13 protein-coding genes are annotated in these 17737 nt (G+C 32.8%); 11 read left to right on the top strand and 2 right to left on the bottom strand.

What is annotated here, in order from left to right; translation table 11 throughout:
* Positions 1 to 782: 782 nt before the first annotated feature.
* From SHI72_RS20540 to SHI72_RS20500, 9 genes are all read left to right on the top strand, one after another.
* Entirely contained in the window at positions 783 to 3956 is a 3174-nt protein-coding gene (locus tag SHI72_RS20540; RefSeq protein ID WP_323491228.1) for a SusC/RagA family TonB-linked outer membrane protein, read from the top strand.
* Positions 3957 to 3967: 11 nt separating this feature from the next.
* Positions 3968 to 5671: a RagB/SusD family nutrient uptake outer membrane protein gene (locus SHI72_RS20535; protein WP_323491227.1), complete on the top strand. Its 1704-nt coding sequence runs from the start codon at positions 3968 to 3970 to the stop codon at positions 5669 to 5671.
* Between the two features lie 118 nt (positions 5672 to 5789).
* Positions 5790 to 6725, top strand: a complete 936-nt coding sequence (locus SHI72_RS20530) for an alpha/beta hydrolase (protein WP_323491226.1) — start codon at positions 5790 to 5792, stop codon at positions 6723 to 6725.
* Between the two features lie 11 nt (positions 6726 to 6736).
* Positions 6737 to 7705, top strand: a complete 969-nt coding sequence (locus SHI72_RS20525; protein WP_323491225.1) for a DUF4861 family protein — start codon at positions 6737 to 6739, stop codon at positions 7703 to 7705.
* Positions 7706 to 7962: 257 nt separating this feature from the next.
* Positions 7963 to 9147 (top strand): glycoside hydrolase family 88 protein, encoded by a 1185-nt coding sequence (locus tag SHI72_RS20520; protein WP_323491224.1) that lies wholly within the window; start codon positions 7963 to 7965, stop codon positions 9145 to 9147.
* A 21-nt stretch (positions 9148 to 9168) separates the two neighbouring features.
* Positions 9169 to 10392 carry a glycoside hydrolase family 88 protein gene (locus SHI72_RS20515; protein WP_323491223.1) on the top strand — a complete coding sequence of 408 codons (1224 nt, stop codon included), beginning with the start codon at positions 9169 to 9171 and terminating at the stop codon, positions 10390 to 10392.
* Between the two features lie 6 nt (positions 10393 to 10398).
* The gene (gene pelA, locus SHI72_RS20510) at positions 10399 to 12399 is read left to right on the top strand and encodes a pectate lyase (RefSeq protein WP_323491222.1); all 2001 of its coding nucleotides are present in this window, start codon (positions 10399 to 10401) and stop codon (positions 12397 to 12399) included.
* A 176-nt stretch (positions 12400 to 12575) separates the two neighbouring features.
* A complete protein-coding gene (locus SHI72_RS20505) occupies positions 12576 to 13949 on the top strand; it encodes a glycoside hydrolase family 28 protein (protein WP_323491221.1) in 1374 nt (457 codons plus the stop codon).
* Positions 13950 to 14405: 456 nt separating this feature from the next.
* Positions 14406 to 15152: a rhamnogalacturonan acetylesterase gene (locus tag SHI72_RS20500; protein WP_323491220.1), complete on the top strand. Its 747-nt coding sequence runs from the start codon at positions 14406 to 14408 to the stop codon at positions 15150 to 15152.
* Here the strand turns inward: SHI72_RS20500 and SHI72_RS20495 are convergent.
* Positions 15149 to 15835, bottom strand: coding sequence for a VIT family protein (locus SHI72_RS20495; protein WP_323491219.1), 687 nt, complete (start codon positions 15833 to 15835; stop codon positions 15149 to 15151). The genes SHI72_RS20500 and SHI72_RS20495 overlap by 4 nt on opposite strands.
* A 5-nt stretch (positions 15836 to 15840) precedes the next feature.
* Positions 15841 to 16245, bottom strand: coding sequence for a hypothetical protein (locus SHI72_RS20490; protein ID WP_323491218.1), 405 nt, complete (start codon positions 16243 to 16245; stop codon positions 15841 to 15843).
* 319 nt (positions 16246 to 16564) lie between these two features.
* Here SHI72_RS20490 and SHI72_RS20485 point away from each other — a divergent pair, with 319 nt between their 5' ends.
* Both SHI72_RS20485 and SHI72_RS20480 read left to right on the top strand, forming a co-directional pair.
* The gene (locus tag SHI72_RS20485) at positions 16565 to 17017 is read left to right on the top strand and encodes an Hsp20/alpha crystallin family protein (RefSeq protein ID WP_039115613.1); all 453 of its coding nucleotides are present in this window, start codon (positions 16565 to 16567) and stop codon (positions 17015 to 17017) included.
* A gap of 248 nt (positions 17018 to 17265) precedes the next feature.
* Positions 17266 to 17661: a DoxX family protein gene (locus SHI72_RS20480; RefSeq protein WP_039115611.1), complete on the top strand. Its 396-nt coding sequence runs from the start codon at positions 17266 to 17268 to the stop codon at positions 17659 to 17661.
* Positions 17662 to 17737 lie beyond the last annotated feature (76 nt).

The raw sequence follows: 17737 nt of genomic DNA, 5'->3' as shown, positions 1-17737 counted from the left end.
GGGATCTCCGCAAGTAATTCCATTCCAATTTTTTACATTTCATATTTTCAATCACCGTAACCGAAGACTATCACTGCATATCATCTTATAAACATTGCCAACGGTTTCAACCATTGGAGCACAATACATCATCACAACCTGTATCACAGGGTTGAAACAGAGAGCTATGATTAAAATATTATACAATTTATATTTCACATCTCTCAATCGCCACAACTGGTACTGTAAACTGAAACTGTAAACTGAAACTGTAAACTAGTACTGCAAGCCGAAACTGAACATTTAAAGCAATCGATTACTTTAATGTAACATTTGAATCTTATTTAAATTATTATAATAACAAATTATCAGTTTTTTTACACTTATTATAATTTTATTCCTGTATATAAATTAAATACGTAATTTTTATTTAATTTAATTTGGCTCATTCAAACTAATTTTATACTTTCGTGTAATCGATTACATAATTGTTGTTTTTTATTCAGAAAAGGTATTAATAATCGATATAGATGATTGTAAATAAGTTTATAACGTCACAAATAGTTGCAGTTTTTAATGTGATTATACTGTTGGTTTTTGATACAGAGAAACAAGTTCATAATATTTCTGAATCCAATCCATGGAAAAAGAGGGATTAATCGCAAAAAAAGCAGATTAGGTTTATTTACTAAAGAATATTAAAAGCATAAATTTTATCACTACCTATCTATATAAATGATAAAAAAATAGAATCAATTATGAATTAAAATACTATCAATTAACCAAACCATTAAAACCAAACTATGAACATTAAATCATTATTAAAGAAAAAAATAAAATACAATCTTGTATTTTTATTTTTCCTGAATTTTCTGTTGAGCAATACCATAAATGCTCAATCTACTGTAATAGAAGGAAAAATTACCGATGCGGCTGGATTATCTCTGCCAGGAGTGAATATTCTAGAAAAAGGAACTAAAAACGGAACTTCGACAGATTTTGAAGGAAGTTTTAAAATAAATGTAACAAGCAGTAAAGCAATCTTAGTATTAAGCTATTTAGGTTTCCAGACTCAAGAAGTGAGTGTTGCTGGAAAATCAAAAATTAATATAAGCCTTATCGAAGACACAAATTCTCTAAAAGAGGTAGTTGTTGTAGGATATGGAACTGTTAAGAAAGCAGATCTTACGGGAGCAGTCAATACTTTATCATCTGCCAAAATAACCGAAAGAAATGTTACCAATCCTATGGAAGCAATTCAGGGAAGTATTGCGGGGGTTCAGGTGACTTCAAACTCAGGACGAATTGGCGACGGATTTAATGTTATTATAAGAGGAGCAAACTCTATTAATAAAGATGGATCAAAACCTCTTTTTGTAGTAGATGGAGTGCCTACAGATAATATCGACTTCTTGAATCCGCAAGACATTGCCAGAATGGACGTACTTAAAGATGCATCTTCGGCTGCAATTTATGGTTCAAGAGGAGGAAGTGGAGTTATTATTGTAACTACAAAAAACGGAACAAATGCCAAAGCGGGTGTTACGGTTACTTTTGATACTTCTTATGGTAATAAACAAGCTGTGAGATTACCTAAATTAATGAGTCCTGAAAAATGGTGGTATTATCATCAATCAGCATTTTTGGCAACTTCTATTTCTGCAAGCAATCCTACTTATATGGATATAGACCCAACAGAGTTAAATGCTGCTGTAGGTCAAGGCGGAACCAATGCAGTTTTGTTTCAAAGAGTAGCAAATAATCAAAGTTACAATTGGCAAGATACTGTGCTTAAAGGTGGAATGACACAAAATAATTACTTTACAGTTTCGGGTCGTGCCGATAATGGATTGGCTTACAACATAGGTTTAGGAGCGCAAAAAGAAACTGGAGTTATTGATAATGAAGGAATCGATAAATATACTTTTAAGGCAGGTTTGAATCATAAGATAAATGATAAAATCTCATTTGGGGTAAACCTAACAATGTCTAAAACTGATGAACAATTAGGAAGTGGAACTGCAATGCAAGAAGCTTTCAGACAAAATCCATATACATCACCATGGGCGATAGATGCATCGGGTAACGAAATAGTAGGTACGTATGCACAACAACCAGGTACTTTAAAATATCCAAATGGAGCACTCGGAATAAATAAAACAGGTTCATATAACCCGCTTTTAGAAATTGCTAATTCTAGCGACGAAATAAGAAGATTTACTACAATAGGTAGCGTATTTGCAGAGTACAAAGCTACAAGTTGGTTATCATTTAAATCAACTTTTTCAGCAGGAAAAATGGATGCCAGAGAAGGTAGATCATTAGGAGCGCAAACAGATTTTGGACTTAAAAACAAAAGTTTAACATCTGGAGATGTAACCAATGTAGACAACTTTAATTACACTTGGGATAATCAGTTTAATATCAATTATACTATAAAAGATGCTCACGTATTTAGCTTTTTAGGACTTCAGAGTTTTTATTCAAATACAACCGAAACTTATTTTTCTTCTTCAAGAGAAAATCCTTTCGAGACCAGTTTTTATAATCTTCCTTCAGGAGCACAAGCAACTTATTCATTAACACCATCTGGTAATATTGCTTTAATTCCTTCAGGTATATTTATTCCGTATTCCAAAAATACATTAGAGTCTTATGCAGCTCGTTTAAACTATGCTTACAAAGGGCGTTATTTATTAACAGCTTCAGTACGATACGATGGATCATCGGTTTTATCCGAAGAAAATAAATGGACAGCTTTCCCATCTGTAGCTTTAGGATGGAATGTTCACGAAGAATCATTCATGAAAAATTTAAAATTTGTTTCAAACTTTAAATTAAGAGGAAGTATCGGTTATACAGGAAATGACAACGTAAGTCCATACTCAAGTTTAAGCGTTTTAAAAGTGCCAACATATTATGATTTTAATGGTACAGTTGCAAACGGATATACATCTGCAAGTTTAGGAAATACAGACCTTACCTGGGAGAAAACAAAAGAGGTAAACTTAGGTTTAGATTTTGGATTTGTACGTAACAGAATCTCTGGTAGTGTAGATGTTTATGATCGTTTGTCTAAAGATTTATTGTTCCAGCAAGCATTACCATTAGAGATTGGAGTTCCTACAATTACTTCAAACGTAGGTTCAGTAAGTAACAAAGGAATTGAGGTTGCCTTGGTAACCAAGAATATTCAAACTGAAAATGTGACTTGGGAAACCAGTTTTACATTTACTAAAAACGTGAATAAATTAGAATCTATTTATGGACAAGATAAAGTAGATGATGTTGGGAATAACTTATTTATTGGAGAAAACATTCATTCTTATTACAATTATGTTTTTGATGGAGTTTGGCAAGAAAGCGAAGCAGCTCAGGCACTTTCTTATGGTCAAAAACCGGGAGAAGCAAAAGTAAAAGATTTAAATAATGATGGTAAAATCGATGCTAATAATGATAGAGCCATCTTAGGGAATTATGACCCAAAATGGTCAGGTAGTTTCTCTACAACATTAAAAGTAAAACAATTTGATTTATCGATGTCTTTGATAACCAATCAGGGAATGACAGTATTTAGTAGTTTTCACGACAACTTTGCCGACGTAACCGATAGAGGTCGCCAGAAGTTAGATTTAGGAGATTGGTATGTTCCTGCAAATGGAGCTGGTTTACCTGCACAATACTCAAACACAAACCCATTACCACGTGGAGCAGGAGTTTATTATGATACTAATAATGTTGCATTTTATAAAGACGCTTCATTTGTTAAAATTCAGAATATTGCTTTAGGGTATAGTTTTAATGATGAATTACTAAATAAATTAAAACTTAAAAGCTTACGCCTTTATGTAAACGTCTTGAATCCGTTTGTATTTACAAATTACGAAGGGTATGACCCAGAATGGGCAACTGCCTCATTAGGAGTTAATCGAGTGTCTACAATGACAGTACAAATGGGATTAAGTTTAAAATTTTAAATTAAAGAAAGATGAAAAAAATAATAGTAATTATAGGAATACTAGTAACGACACTAAACTCTTGCTCGGATTATATCGATGAAGATAATCGTTCCTATGGTTCGGCAGAGCAATATTTTATTACTGCCCCAGGTTTTGAATCATTGGTAAATACAAACTACGCAGCCTTAAAAGATGTTTATGGAGGAGATCCATGGTTGTTTGAGGCAGGAACAGATATGTACTCTGAAGGAAGAAATCAAGAACCAGAAGGATTAGCTAAATATTTAACCCTTTCTTCTTCTTCGCAAGGAGTCGATCAATTGTATAGAACGTGTTATTCATCTATTCAGCAAGCCAATAAAGGATTGTATTATTCAGGAATAACCGAAAAATCAAGCACATTAGATACAAGAATAGGAGAGCTTAAATTTTTAAGAGCAAATGCATATTTCTTATTAGTTCAAACGTATGGAGGAGTTCCGGTAGTATTAGAAAATATCAATACAGCAGTTACCTCATTTGACAGAAATACAGCAGAACAAGTATATACTCAAATTATAAAAGATCTTGATGAAGCACTTCCGCTAGTAGCTGACGGAGCATATACAGGAAGAGTAAATAAAAGAGCCGTTCAGAATTTATTAGCAAAAGTATATCTTACAAGAGGATACGAAACATTCGGAAACGCAACGGATTTTGCAACAGCGGCAGCCTTGGCAGATAAAGTAATTAATGGCCAGGCATTAGCCGTGTCATTTGATAACGTAGTAAAACCAGGAAACGAAATGAATGCCGAAACAATCTTCTCGGTTCAATTCTCAATCGCTTCCAATGCTACAGGAACAACATCATTAGGAAGTTCACAAAACTATTGGTTTAGTTCTTATTTAGGAGCAGCAGCAACAGGAAACCCATATCCTAACAGAAGTTACACACTTTGTCCTACAGTTTACGCTTTATCATTATTTGAAAAAGGAGACAAACGTTGGGAAGGAACATTCATGACCGAAATCTATAGCAGATATTACGATTATTATGATGTAGCCGATAAAACAGCATTAAAAATTGCTCATTTTTATGAGCCAAAATGGTTTACCCAAGCAGATAGAGATGCATATATAGCAGCACATAAAGATTTAGGAAAAGTAGTTGCACCAGCAACAACACCTACAGGATACCATATCTGGGGATCTTATTCTTCAGCTGCAGCAGCAGGAGGAGATTATAACCTTATTCCGGTTCGTAAATTTGATGATCCAAAAGCACCATATAGTGGCGCAACAAGTGTAAACTTTAATACAACGCCATATACAGTTGCGACAAACAGAAGCAGTACACGTGATTTTATCATAGCCAGACTTGGGGAAACATACTTAATTGCTGCCGAAGCTTATTTTAAAGCAGGAGACTCACCAACAGCTTTAGCACGTTTAAACGAAGTAAGAAAAAGAGCTGGAGGAGGAGTAGCAGGAGTAATACCTGTGCTAACAACAATAGATATTAATACAATATTAGACGAAAGAGGAAGAGAATTATTAGGTGAATATCACCGTTGGTTCGACTTAAAACGAACAGGAACATTAGTACAAAGAACCGTTTTATTTAATCCTAAAGTAACAAGTGCAAATGCTTTTAATGGACAAAATGGAAATCTTAAAGTTTTAAGACCAATCCCACAAGCAGCATTAGATTTGAACAGAAATAACGATTTCCCTCAAAATCCAGCATATTAAGAAGTGTTAGTAATTAGTAATTCCATAATTTTTTAAAATTATTGTTTTTTGAGTTAGTTAAAAAGGAGTTTGATTATATGTCGAACTCCTTTCTTAACTAAAAATTATTTTTTTATAGATGATAAGAATATTGCTTTTTTTGTTGCTTTTTTTCAAAGCTATTGATGTACAAAGTCAGTATAGCATCGATACATCGTACACCGTAAAAAGCACCTATACAAAATTAATTAAGCGATATCCATCTATAACAATTGCTCAGGCACAAAAGAATCAAGATGTTAACGCAGTTTATGATATAGTTTATAATCAGGAAAAAAGCAGAGAATTACATCTTGATGCTTTTATCAATAAAAAACAAAAATTAAATCCAGCCGTAATCATGATACATGCCGGAGGTTGGAAATCAGGAAATAAAAAACAAATGCAGGTTCTAGGACAAGAAATAGCATTAAAAGGATATTCTTGTTTTGCAATAGAATACAGATTATCGCTTGAAGCGAAATATCCTCAGGCAATTTATAATGTAAAAAATGCGATTAAGTTTATAAAAGATAATGCCAAAAGATTCCGAGTGGATCCAAACAAAATAGCTATTTTAGGATGTTCTTCGGGAGGTCAAATGGCTGCTTTGATTGGTACAACAAATGGAGATGAAGTTTATGAAGATACTTTGTATAAAAGTAAATCATCGGCAGCAGTAAACGCAATTATTGATATAGATGGAATTTTAGCTTTTAAACATCCAGAATCTGAAGAGGGAGAAATGGCAGCTTTGTGGTTAAATGGTTCTTATGAAGAAAATCCCAAGAATTGGAAAAATGCTTCAGCATTAACCCATACAAATAAAAATACACCACCAATACTGTTTATCAATAGTAGTTTGGACAGATTTCACGCAGGAAGAGACGACATGATAGCCATTTTGAAACAAAATAAGATATATAACGAAGTAAAAACAATAGAGAATTCGCCGCATTCATTTTGGTTTTTTAATCCATGGTTTGACGAAACAGTACAATACACAACACAATTTTTAGCTACAATATTTAAATAAATTAGAATAAAATGAAAACAATAATAACAGTATCGGCAGCATTATTTTTAGGACTTTCTAGTTGTAAAGCACAAAGCAAATACGATATAAAAACAGCAAAAACCTACGCCGAAATATCAGTAAAAACAGATGGAAAATGGGAAGGACGTAAGTATATAGGAGGAACAGTTTTTAAGAATGTAGATAAACTAAAATTAGCTCCGGAACATACCGATCATTCATTTGATATTCGTTATGAAGGTCCAGGATGGGAAAGTAACAGAATAGGATATCGTTTGTACTTAGACTGGAGAAACGCCATTGATATTTTTGGCAAAAAAACATCAGAAATGATCTTACCAATAGTTGGTCAAGACAATTTTGACTCCTATCACGAAATGAGCGATTGGGGAGCAGATATTTTAAAAGCAGGAAAAGGAATCGGAATAGGTTCTATAGATCGTTATCTTGATAATAAAAAACTACATTTTTATGAAGTCGATTCAACATTGGCGTATGTACAAAATAAGGTAAATGAATCTAAAGTAAAAGTGAATTACTTTGGATGGAAAACAGCATCAGATAAAATTGATTTTACATCAGAGTTAACTATTAAACCAGACCAATTATATACGCAGCATACCATTAAAGCGTCTAAAGAAATTCAAGGAATTTGTACTGGAATTGTAAAACAGAAAAATGCTGAATTGCTTAAAAAAGAAAGTAAAAATAAAAAGTGGGCATACCTTGCTACATACGGAACACAATCATTAGTTCCAGATAAATTAGGAATGGCGATTTTTTATGAAACCACTACAATAGAAAATGTAGCCGATACGGATTTAGATTATTTATTGGTTTTTAAACCAACCACAAAACCAACTTCGTTTTATTTCTTAGGCGCTTGGGAACAAGAAAAAGAGGGTATTAAAAACAAAGAAGAATTTATAAAATACCTTGACGAAAGATTAGAAGTATTGAATAAAAAAGGCAAAATGTAAAATGTAAAATGTAAAATATAAAATATAAAATATAAAATGTAAAATGTAAAATGTAAAATGTAAAATGTAAAATGTAATTTTTGTTTAATAGCCACAGATTAAAAAAAAATGTTTCACGCAGATTCAGCAGATTGTAGCAGATTTAATTTTGAAAATCAATTATGGATAATTATCTGCGTAGATCAGCTTAAATCTTTTTAAAATCTGCGTGCAAGAAAAAATACTATAGATTAAAGTATTAAAAATATAATTGTTTAATGTTTCAAACTAATTCTAACAAATTGCATCTTCATAAACTGGTAATTATCGTATTGGTGTTGTTTTGCTGTAAAGCAAATGCTCAAGGCAAATGGTATGATAAAACCGCGCTTTCGATTATAAACAAATACCCAAAAGCATGGCAGATTGATGGAGCCGAAAAGCCAAAATGGGATTACAAAATAGGATTTACATTGCTATCTTTTGAAAAATTATATCAAAAGACCAAAAATCCAAAGTATCTGGATTATGTAAAAGAATATGCAAATGAGTTAATAGATAGTTCTGGGAATATAACGGGTTATGACGCAAAAGAGAATAATATAGATTATATCAATCCGGGGAAAATCCTTTTTGATTTATACGATTTAACCAAAGAAGAACGCTATCGTAAAGCATTGGTTATTTTGAGGAATCAAATCGAAAATCAACCCAGAAATGAAAGTGGAGGATTTTGGCACAAACAAATCTATCCCAATCAAATGTGGTTGGATGGATTGTATATGGCAGAACCTTTTTACGCACGGTACACAGTTGAGTTTGAAAAGGGAAAAAAGCTAGATGATATTGCCAAACAATTTGAGATAGTCCAAAATCATTTTGTCGATAAAAAAACAGGATTGTTATATCACGCTTGGGACGAAAGCAAACAAATTGCATGGGCGAATCCAGCAACAGGAACATCGCCAACAATTTGGTCACGAGGAATGGGGTGGTACATGATGGCATTGGTAGATGCGTTGGATTATTATCCAAAAAATCACCCGAAGAGGAAAGTATTAGTTGGGTATTTAAATCAATTAGCCAAAGCGTTACTTGTTTATAAAGACAAGTCGGAATTATGGTTTCAGGTAACAGATAAACCAGCGCTTAAAGATAATTATCTAGAACCATCGGGATCGGCAATGTTTATTTATGCTTTTGCAAAAGGAGCAAATAAAGGATATTTACCTTCGGAATATAAAGCGATTGCCGAAAAATCATTTGATGGATTTATAAAAGAGTTTGTTAGATTTGGAGAGAACGGAGAATTGAATATAATAAACGTCTCTTCAAATGTAGGTTTAGGAGGAAATCCATTTAGAGATGGATCAAATGAATATTATGTTAACGGAAAAAAGAAAGACAACAGCTCTATAGCTTTAACAGCATTTTTGTTGAGCGCAATAGAGTTGGATAAATAAAAATATAAAGCATATTTTAAAATGAAGAATATTATAAAACGAAATTATTTTGGGTCAATAGCATTGGTTTGTGTAATGACATTAATGAGTTGTAAAACTATTTCTCAAGAACCTGCAAAAACTACTATAGCAATTTCTAAAGATTTAAAATGGTCTGAAAGAATGGCTTCATCTATCATGAAACGCCATCCCGAAGCCTATATGATTGATGATTTAAAAGAACCGAAATGGGATTATGTGCACGGATTAGTATTAACATCATTTGAAGAATTGTATAAAAAGACAGGAGATGTTAAATATTACAATTACATAAAAAAGTATGTTGATGATTTAGTTCAAGAAGATGGTAGTATTAAAAGCTATAAATTTGAAACCTATAATATAGACATGGTTACGGCTGGTCGTTTATTATTTAATTTGTATGACACAACAAAAGATCAAAAATATTTAAAAGCATTAGAGCTTTTAAGGAAACAAATAAAAGAACAACCAAGAACAGCAAGTGGTGGATTCTGGCATAAAAAAATCTATCCAGACCAAATGTGGTTAGACGGATTGTATATGGGGGAACCATTTTACGCACAATATACAACCCAGTTTGAAAAAGGAGCAGAACTTAATGATATCGCCAAACAGTTTGAATTAATTCAGAAAAACGATTTGGATAAAAAAACAGGATTGCTTTTTCATGCTTGGGACGAAAGTAAAAAAATGCCTTGGGCAAATCCAGAAACAGGAACATCACCTAATTTTTGGTCACGTTCATTAGGTTGGTACGCAATGGCATTAGTCGATGTATTGGATTATTTCCCAAAAGACCACCCGAAACAAAAAGAATTGGTTACGTATTTAAATCAATTAGCAGCGGCTTTGGTGAAATTTCAAGATAAAAAAACAGGACTTTGGTATCAGGTAACCGATATGGGAGATAAAAAAGGAAATTATTTAGAATCATCAGGATCATCAATGTTTATTTATGCTTTCGCGAAAGGAGCAAACAAAGGATATTTGCCAAAAAAATATAAAGATATCGCAAACAAATCTTTTGATGGATTAACCAAAGAATTGATAAAAGTTGATGCCGATGGTGAAATTACAATTACTAATGCTTGCGCAGTTGCAGGATTAGGAGGGAAACCATACAGAGACGGTTCTTATGAATATTATATAAACGAAAGAAAAAAAGACAACGATCCTAAAGCAACAGGTCCATTTATCTTGGCAGCATTAGAATTAAACAGATAATTTGAAATGAAACATATTAAAATCATAGTATTAAATCTAATTGCATTATTAGGTTGTAGCATAATGCTGCAAGCACAAAATAATTATAAAAATTGGAGTGATATTATTAGAAAGAGCGATGCGGCTTGGTTTGCAACGCCCGAAGCTCAAACCATTGCCGAGAATGTGTTGCTATACCAACGTAACATTGGTGGTTGGCCAAAGAATATCGAAATGCAGAAACCACTTTCAGAAGCTGAAAAGCAAAGTTTAATTGCATTAAAAAGTGACTTACACGATATCACGACCGATAATGGAGCAACGTGTCAGGAAATGCTTTTTCTGGCAAAAATGTACAAGCAAAAACCAGATGAACGTTATAAAAAAGCATTTCTTTTAGGACTTGATTATTTGCTAGAAGCACAATATGATAATGGAGGATGGCCACAATTTTATCCCTTAAAAAAAGGATATTATACCCATATTACCTACAACGATGATTCGATGTTTCATATCTTATCAATATTAAAACAAATCGCAGAAACTTCAGATTATAACGGTATTCCTATTTCACAAGATTATGTTGCTAAAGCTAAAGTTGCTTTTGATAAAGGAATAACTTGTATTATAAAAACACAGTACAAACAAAACGGAGTCTTAACAGCTTGGTGTGCACAACATGACGAAAATACTTTGGCTCCAGCCAAAGCAAGAGCTTACGAATTACCGTCTTTAAGCGGAAAAGAATCGGCTAAAATAGTATTGTTATTAATGTCTATAAATAATCCGTCACCAGAAGTAATTACAGCAGTAAAAAGTGCCTGTACATGGTTTGAAAAAACTAAAATCACCAATCTCGAAGAAAAACGAATCCTAAATGATGCAGGAAAAATTATTGATAAAAAAATGATTCCTGCAACAAATGCTTCACCAATTTGGGCAAGGTTTATGGAGCTAGACAACAACGAACCATTTTTTAGTGATAGAGATGGAGTGAAAAAGAAATCTCTGGACGAAATAGGAGGAGAACGCAAAAATGGCTACGCTTGGTACACAGATGAACCAAAAGAACCTTTAAAAAAATACCCAAGTTGGGAGAAAAAATACGCTTTTGAAAAAAGCGAAAAAAAAAAAGCTGAATCCGAAAACGTAATTACTGTTGCGCAAGATGGATCAGGAGATTTTAAGTTAATTCAGGATGCGATAAATGCAACTAAAGCTTTTCCGTATGAGAATGTAACGATTCATATTAAAAACGGAACGTATTATGAAAAAATACGAATCCCAGAATTCAATAACAATATTTCGTTAATTGGTGAGAGTAAAGAAAAGACGATCATTACCTACGATGATTATTTTGGTAAGATGAATTTAGGCAGAAATAGTACTTTTTATACCTACACAATGTTGGTAGAAGGAAATGATTTTTCTGCATCAAATTTAACGATTCAAAATTCATCAGGAGATATTGGGCAAGCAGTGGCTTTATCAATTATGGGAGATAATGCCTATGTTTTTAATTGTAATATATTAGGAAACCAAGATACATTATATGCCTCGGGAAACAACTCCAGGCAGTATTTTAAAGATTGTTATATCGAAGGAACAACCGATTTTATTTTTGGGAAAGCCACCGTATTATTCGAGAATTGCCAAATTCATAGTCTCAAGAATTCATATATAACAGCAGCATCAACACCCGAAGGTACAGCATTTGGGTTTGTCTTTAAAAACTGTACCCTTACAGCCGATAAAAATGCAACACAAGTATATCTAGGGAGACCATGGCGTATTTATGCTAAAACCGTTTTTATAGAATGCAAAATGGGAAATCATATAGTGCCACAAGGTTGGGAAAACTGGTCTAAACCCGAAGCCGAAAAAACAGCTTTTTATGCTGAATACAATTGTAGTGGTGAAGGATTTAAACCAAAAGAAAGAGTTAAATGGTCGTATCAGTTAAGTAAAAAAGAGGCTAAGAAATATACAGTTGAGAATGTTTTTTCTAAGGTTCAAAGGTTTTTTTAAAGGTTCAAAGGTTCTGAGAAACAAAGGTTCAAAGGTTTTCTGTAGAGACGCACCGCAGTGTGTCTACGCAATAAAGGTTCAAATCTAATAATCTAAGAAGTCTAACATTCTAAGAAGTCTAATAATCTAAGAAGTCTAACATTCTAAGAAGTCTAAAAATTTAAGAAGTCTAATTTATGAAATACAGTTTTCTTCTCTTTCTAATATTATCATTGAATTGTTTTGCACAAACGGTTAATTTTCCAACAAGCAAAGTCGATTCGATCGTTAGCAGAATCAAGTTGCCAGTAATTCCTTCGTATCAAATAAATGTTGTTACGCTTGGCGCGAAAGGAGATTCTGTGAGTGATAGCAAACCCGCTTTTGATAAAGCGATGGCATTGTGCAAGAAAAATAAAGGTGGAACTATTATAGTTCCGAAAGGAATTTATAAACTCAATGGACCAATACATTTTGTGAGTAATGTAAGGTTAGTGATAGAAAAAGATGCTAAAATTAAATTTAGTGACAATCCTAATCATTATTTACCATTGGTACTTACAAGTTGGGAAGGAACAATGCTTTATAATTATAGTCCATTAATATATGCCTATGGCTGTACGGATATTGCTATAACAGGGGAAGGAACAATTGATGGCGAAGGAGGAAATACGTGGCGTAGTTTTAAAGCCAAAGAAGGAGCAGGTAAAAAATTAAGCCGCGAAATGAATCATAATAATGTTCCGTTAAAAGATAGAAAATTCGGTGACGGATATTTTTTAAGACCGCAGATGATTCAGTTTTTCAATTGTAAAAATATTTTGGTTGAGAAAATCAGAATAGAAAATTCACCATTTTGGTGTTTACATTTATTAAAATCCGAAAGTATAACTGTTAGAGATGTAAGCTATAAATCTTTAAATCATAACAATGACGGAATCGATCCTGAATATGCCAAAGATGTTTTGATAGAACGAATTACATTTAATAATGGCGATGATAATATTGCTATTAAAGCAGGTAGAGACCATGAGGGAAGAGCAAATTCGGATACACCAAGTGAGAATATTGTAATCAGGAATTGTAATTTTAAAGGACTTCATGGTGTAGTTTTAGGAAGTGAAATGTCGGCAGGAATTAAAAACGTATTTGTTGAGAATTGCAAAACTGTTGGTTACTTAAAAAGAGGGATTTATTTAAAAACAAATGCGGATAGAGGTGGCTATATAAAAAATGTTTTTGTTCGAAATATCCAATTAGATGAAGTCGAAGATTGCTTGTATATTACCGCTAATTATCATGGAGAGGGAAGCGGTTTCCCATCTGAAATTTCAGATATTTCATTCTCTAATATTTCGTGTAATAAAGTTACGGGAACAGGAATTGTAATTCAGGGATTCCCAGAGAAAAAAGTTAAAAACATCACATTGGATAACATCGAAATCAAATCGGCTAAGAATGCAATTTCGAATAGTAATGCCGAAAATGTAACGATGAACGAGGTTTTTATCGGAGAGAAAGCAACTGTGCCTACGGCGGTTTCTAAGGTTTTGGAGGTTCTGAGGAACTAAGGTTCAAAGGCGCAAAGGTTTTCTGTAGAGGCGCACCGCAGGTTTATCCATAATGTAACCCCAAACTTGTCTTTCTGACGCAGGAAGAATCTCCGCGAGTAGCTCGACAATTTAAGACAAGCTTATGTTAGTTTCTTGTGGAGACCCTTCGTTCCTCAGGGAGACAAGATTGGGGAAAGAAAGGTGCAAAGGAACAAAGGTTCTAAGTCACAAAGATTTTCTGTAGAGGCGCACCGCAGTGCGTCTACATAACACAGGTTCCTCAGGGTGACAAGATTGAGGAAAGAAAGGAACAAAGTTTTTCTGTAGAGACGCACCGCAGTGCGTCTACATAATATAGGCTTACCATAATGCGATCATATTTTGTTGCAGATATATAATGTATAAAAAAAATAAAAATCTAAGAAGTCTAGAATCTAACATTCTAAGAAGTCTAAAAATAAAGAAGTCTAAAAAATGAAATATTACCTATTAATCATATTGCTAATTACGCTTAATGTCTCTGCACAAAAAACAACTTTGTACTGTATTGGAGATTCTACAATGGCGAATAAAAAGAATCCAGATAAAAATCCAGAGCATGGTTGGTGCCAGGTATTGCAGCCATTTTTTAATGAGAGTATTATTGTTGAGAATAAAGCCGTAAACGGACGAAGTACAAAAAGTTTTATTGATGAAAAACTATGGGAAACAGTATATAAATCACTTAAGAAAGGAGATTATATTTTTATTCAGTTTGGACATAACGATGAAAAAATAGCTGATTCTCTTAGATATACTAATCCACACACGGCGTATCGACACAATCTAATTCGTTTTGTGACAGAAAGTAGAGAAAAAGGAGCAATTCCGATTTTGTTTTCGTCTATCGCCAGAAGAAATTTTAATGAGCAAGGTGTTCTAATTGGTACACATGGAGATTACCCTTTAGAAGCCAGATTGGTTGCTAAGGAATTAAATGTGCCTTTTATCGACTTAGAATATTACACGGAATTATTAGAACAATCTTATGGTCCTGAAAAATCGAAGAAATTACATTTGCATTACAAGGCAGGAGAGATTGGATTTTATCCAGAAGGCAAAGATGATGATACGCATCTTTCTTTATTGGGCGCAACCGAAATTGCAAAATTAGCGATGGAACAAATTAAGCTTTCGGATAATCCGTTGCTTAAAAATCTCAAAAAAGGAATTAAGAATTAAATATTTACTCCAAAAAGATAACCAACTAATGCTGATATTCCCATTGCAAAAGTTCCCCAAATAGTAATTCGTAATATTGCTTTAGTAGTATCAGAACCACCAGCTTTGGCGGCCAATGCTCCAGAAAGTGCTAGAAAGATTATGGCAAAAACATATTGATATAGTACAATTTCTTTAAGAGGAGCAAAAATTGAAACAAAGAGCGGTAAAACACCTCCAGCAATAAATGATGCTGCCGATGCAAGAGCAGCTTGTAGAGGTCTTGCCTGAGTAATTTCGTTAATTCCTAATTCGTCTCTGGCATGAGTTTCCAGAGCGTCATAAGCAGTTAATTGTTTGGCAACCTCTTTGGCAAGATCAGGAGTTAATCCTCTTTTTTCATAGATGTCAGCAAGTTCTTCTAATTCTATTTCAGGCATTGTTTTTAATGCAATTTGCTCTCTTTCTAAATCTGCAGTTTCAATATCAGATTGGGAACTTACTGAAACATACTCACCTGCAGCCATAGACAAAGCACCTGCTACTAAACCAGCTATGGTAGCCAGAATAATAGGTTCACGAGTTGTACTGGCAGCAGCAATACCAATAGCTAAACTTGTGGTTGATAAAATACCATCATTGGCACCAAGAACTGCTGCTCGTAACCATCCACTTCTGTTTATATAATGATGTTCTGCTTCCATGCTATTTAGTTGCCTTTCGGGATAGTTTTGATATATTCTTCCTGTGTTCTTTGAACACCACCAAAACTTTCTTTTAAAGCATTTTTAATTTGCAAATGTGTTTTGTTACTAAATGCTTTTTTCCAATCATTTAAGTCATAAATATGTATCTCTTTTGCATAAACATTTGTAGCAAAGGTAATTCTGGATATTGAATATTTATAAGATTTTAGTTCATGCGATACTTGACGGTTTGGTACAATGATGAGTATTGTTTCCCATTCTAGATAATCTTTCGGGATATCTTCGCGTGAGGTAAGACCTAATGCATTAAAAAGAAGCTTTATTTTTTCATCATTAAGCTTATTTAATTTTTTGTCTATTACAGAGAGTTCCTTACTCAGCAAGGTTTCATTTTCAATAGCACTCATGGTAATAATTTTATAATTAAAGGATAAAATTAGTATTAAAAATTGGCAAAGATCTTTGTTAGTCGGTTAGACTGGTTCTAAATTTTAGAAAGGGATTATTTTAAGAGCTTTAGGTCGGTATGATTGGGGTAAATAGATAGATACTGTCATTTTGTTAGTGTTAATAGTTTATGTTAGGATTTTTTATGTCAATACTTCATTTATTTATGAAAAAATGACAGGTTTTATGGTTTGGTATTTATTTTGTTATATGCATGATGTTGATCAACATTTTTAATGATTATTAAATTATTTGTATAACTATTAAAAGTAAATCATCATGTTAAGTATCAGAAATAACGGAAACAATACACAATCATTTCCATCACTATTAGACGATTTTTTCGGACGTGAACTTTTTAACTGGGAAAACAGCAATTTTTCATCTACAAGTACAACTATACCATCAATAAATATTAAAGAAACTGATGAAAATTTTGAAGTAGAAGTTGCTGCACCAGGAATGGATAAAAAGGATTTTAATGTTACTCTTAACGATAATTTATTAACGATATCTTCTGTTAAACAGAACGAGAAAGAAACAGTTGAAGATAATTATACTCGAAAAGAATTTAGTTATCAATCATTCCAAAGAAGTTTTGAATTACCAAACAATATAGTTGACGAAGAAAAAATAAAAGCACATTACGATAACGGACTTTTACATCTTGTTATTCCTAAAAAAGAAGAAGCAAAGGAAAGTAAATCTCCACGAGTAATTGAAATTAGTTAATACTAAATTTGATAACTCAAAAACAATTACATTTAGTTTTTTTTAATAGGGGTCGTCTCAATATGAGACGGCCCTTATTTATTATATGAAATAATGAGATTTTAAGGAAAGTATTCCTCTTAGACTTGTAAGAATTTCAGTAAGCCCTTGTCCTTTGATTTTAATTCACTAAATTTAAGTGTTCTTTAATTTATTCAAAGATTTATTCCAAAATAAAACTATTATTAACCTAATTAATACTTTTTATTATGAATTATATCCCTTTAATCGGCAGAATCTTATTTAGTACAATTTTCATGTATTCTTCTATCGCAAATTTTTCAGATTATTTTGTTTATGAAGCTACGGCAAAAGGAATACCATGTTCTTATATTTTGGTTCCTTTAGTGGGAATTTTTGAATTATTGGGAGGATTAAGTATTTTAACGGGGTTCATGGCCAAATGGGGTTCATGGTTGATAATTCTTATTCTGTTACCAGTAACATTTGTAATGCATGATTTCTGGAATATTGAAGATCCAGTTCATCATCAATTGGTTCTTATGACTTTTATGAGAAACCTTTCTATTATTGGGGCAGCATTAATGATTTCTTTTTTTGGAGCTGGGCCTTATAGTTTTGATGAATATAAAGCTAGGAAATAAGATTGTACTTAAAAGTTAACTATATAAGTAATGTAAGTTCATTTAAGTTTTACGCTTATGTTTTCTTAGATTACTT

Source organism: Flavobacterium sp. PL02 (assembly GCF_035013205.1).
Lineage (GTDB): Bacteria > Bacteroidota > Bacteroidia > Flavobacteriales > Flavobacteriaceae > Flavobacterium.
Note: the sequence above shows the minus strand (reverse complement) of the source record. Positions and strands in the feature narration are given on the sequence as shown.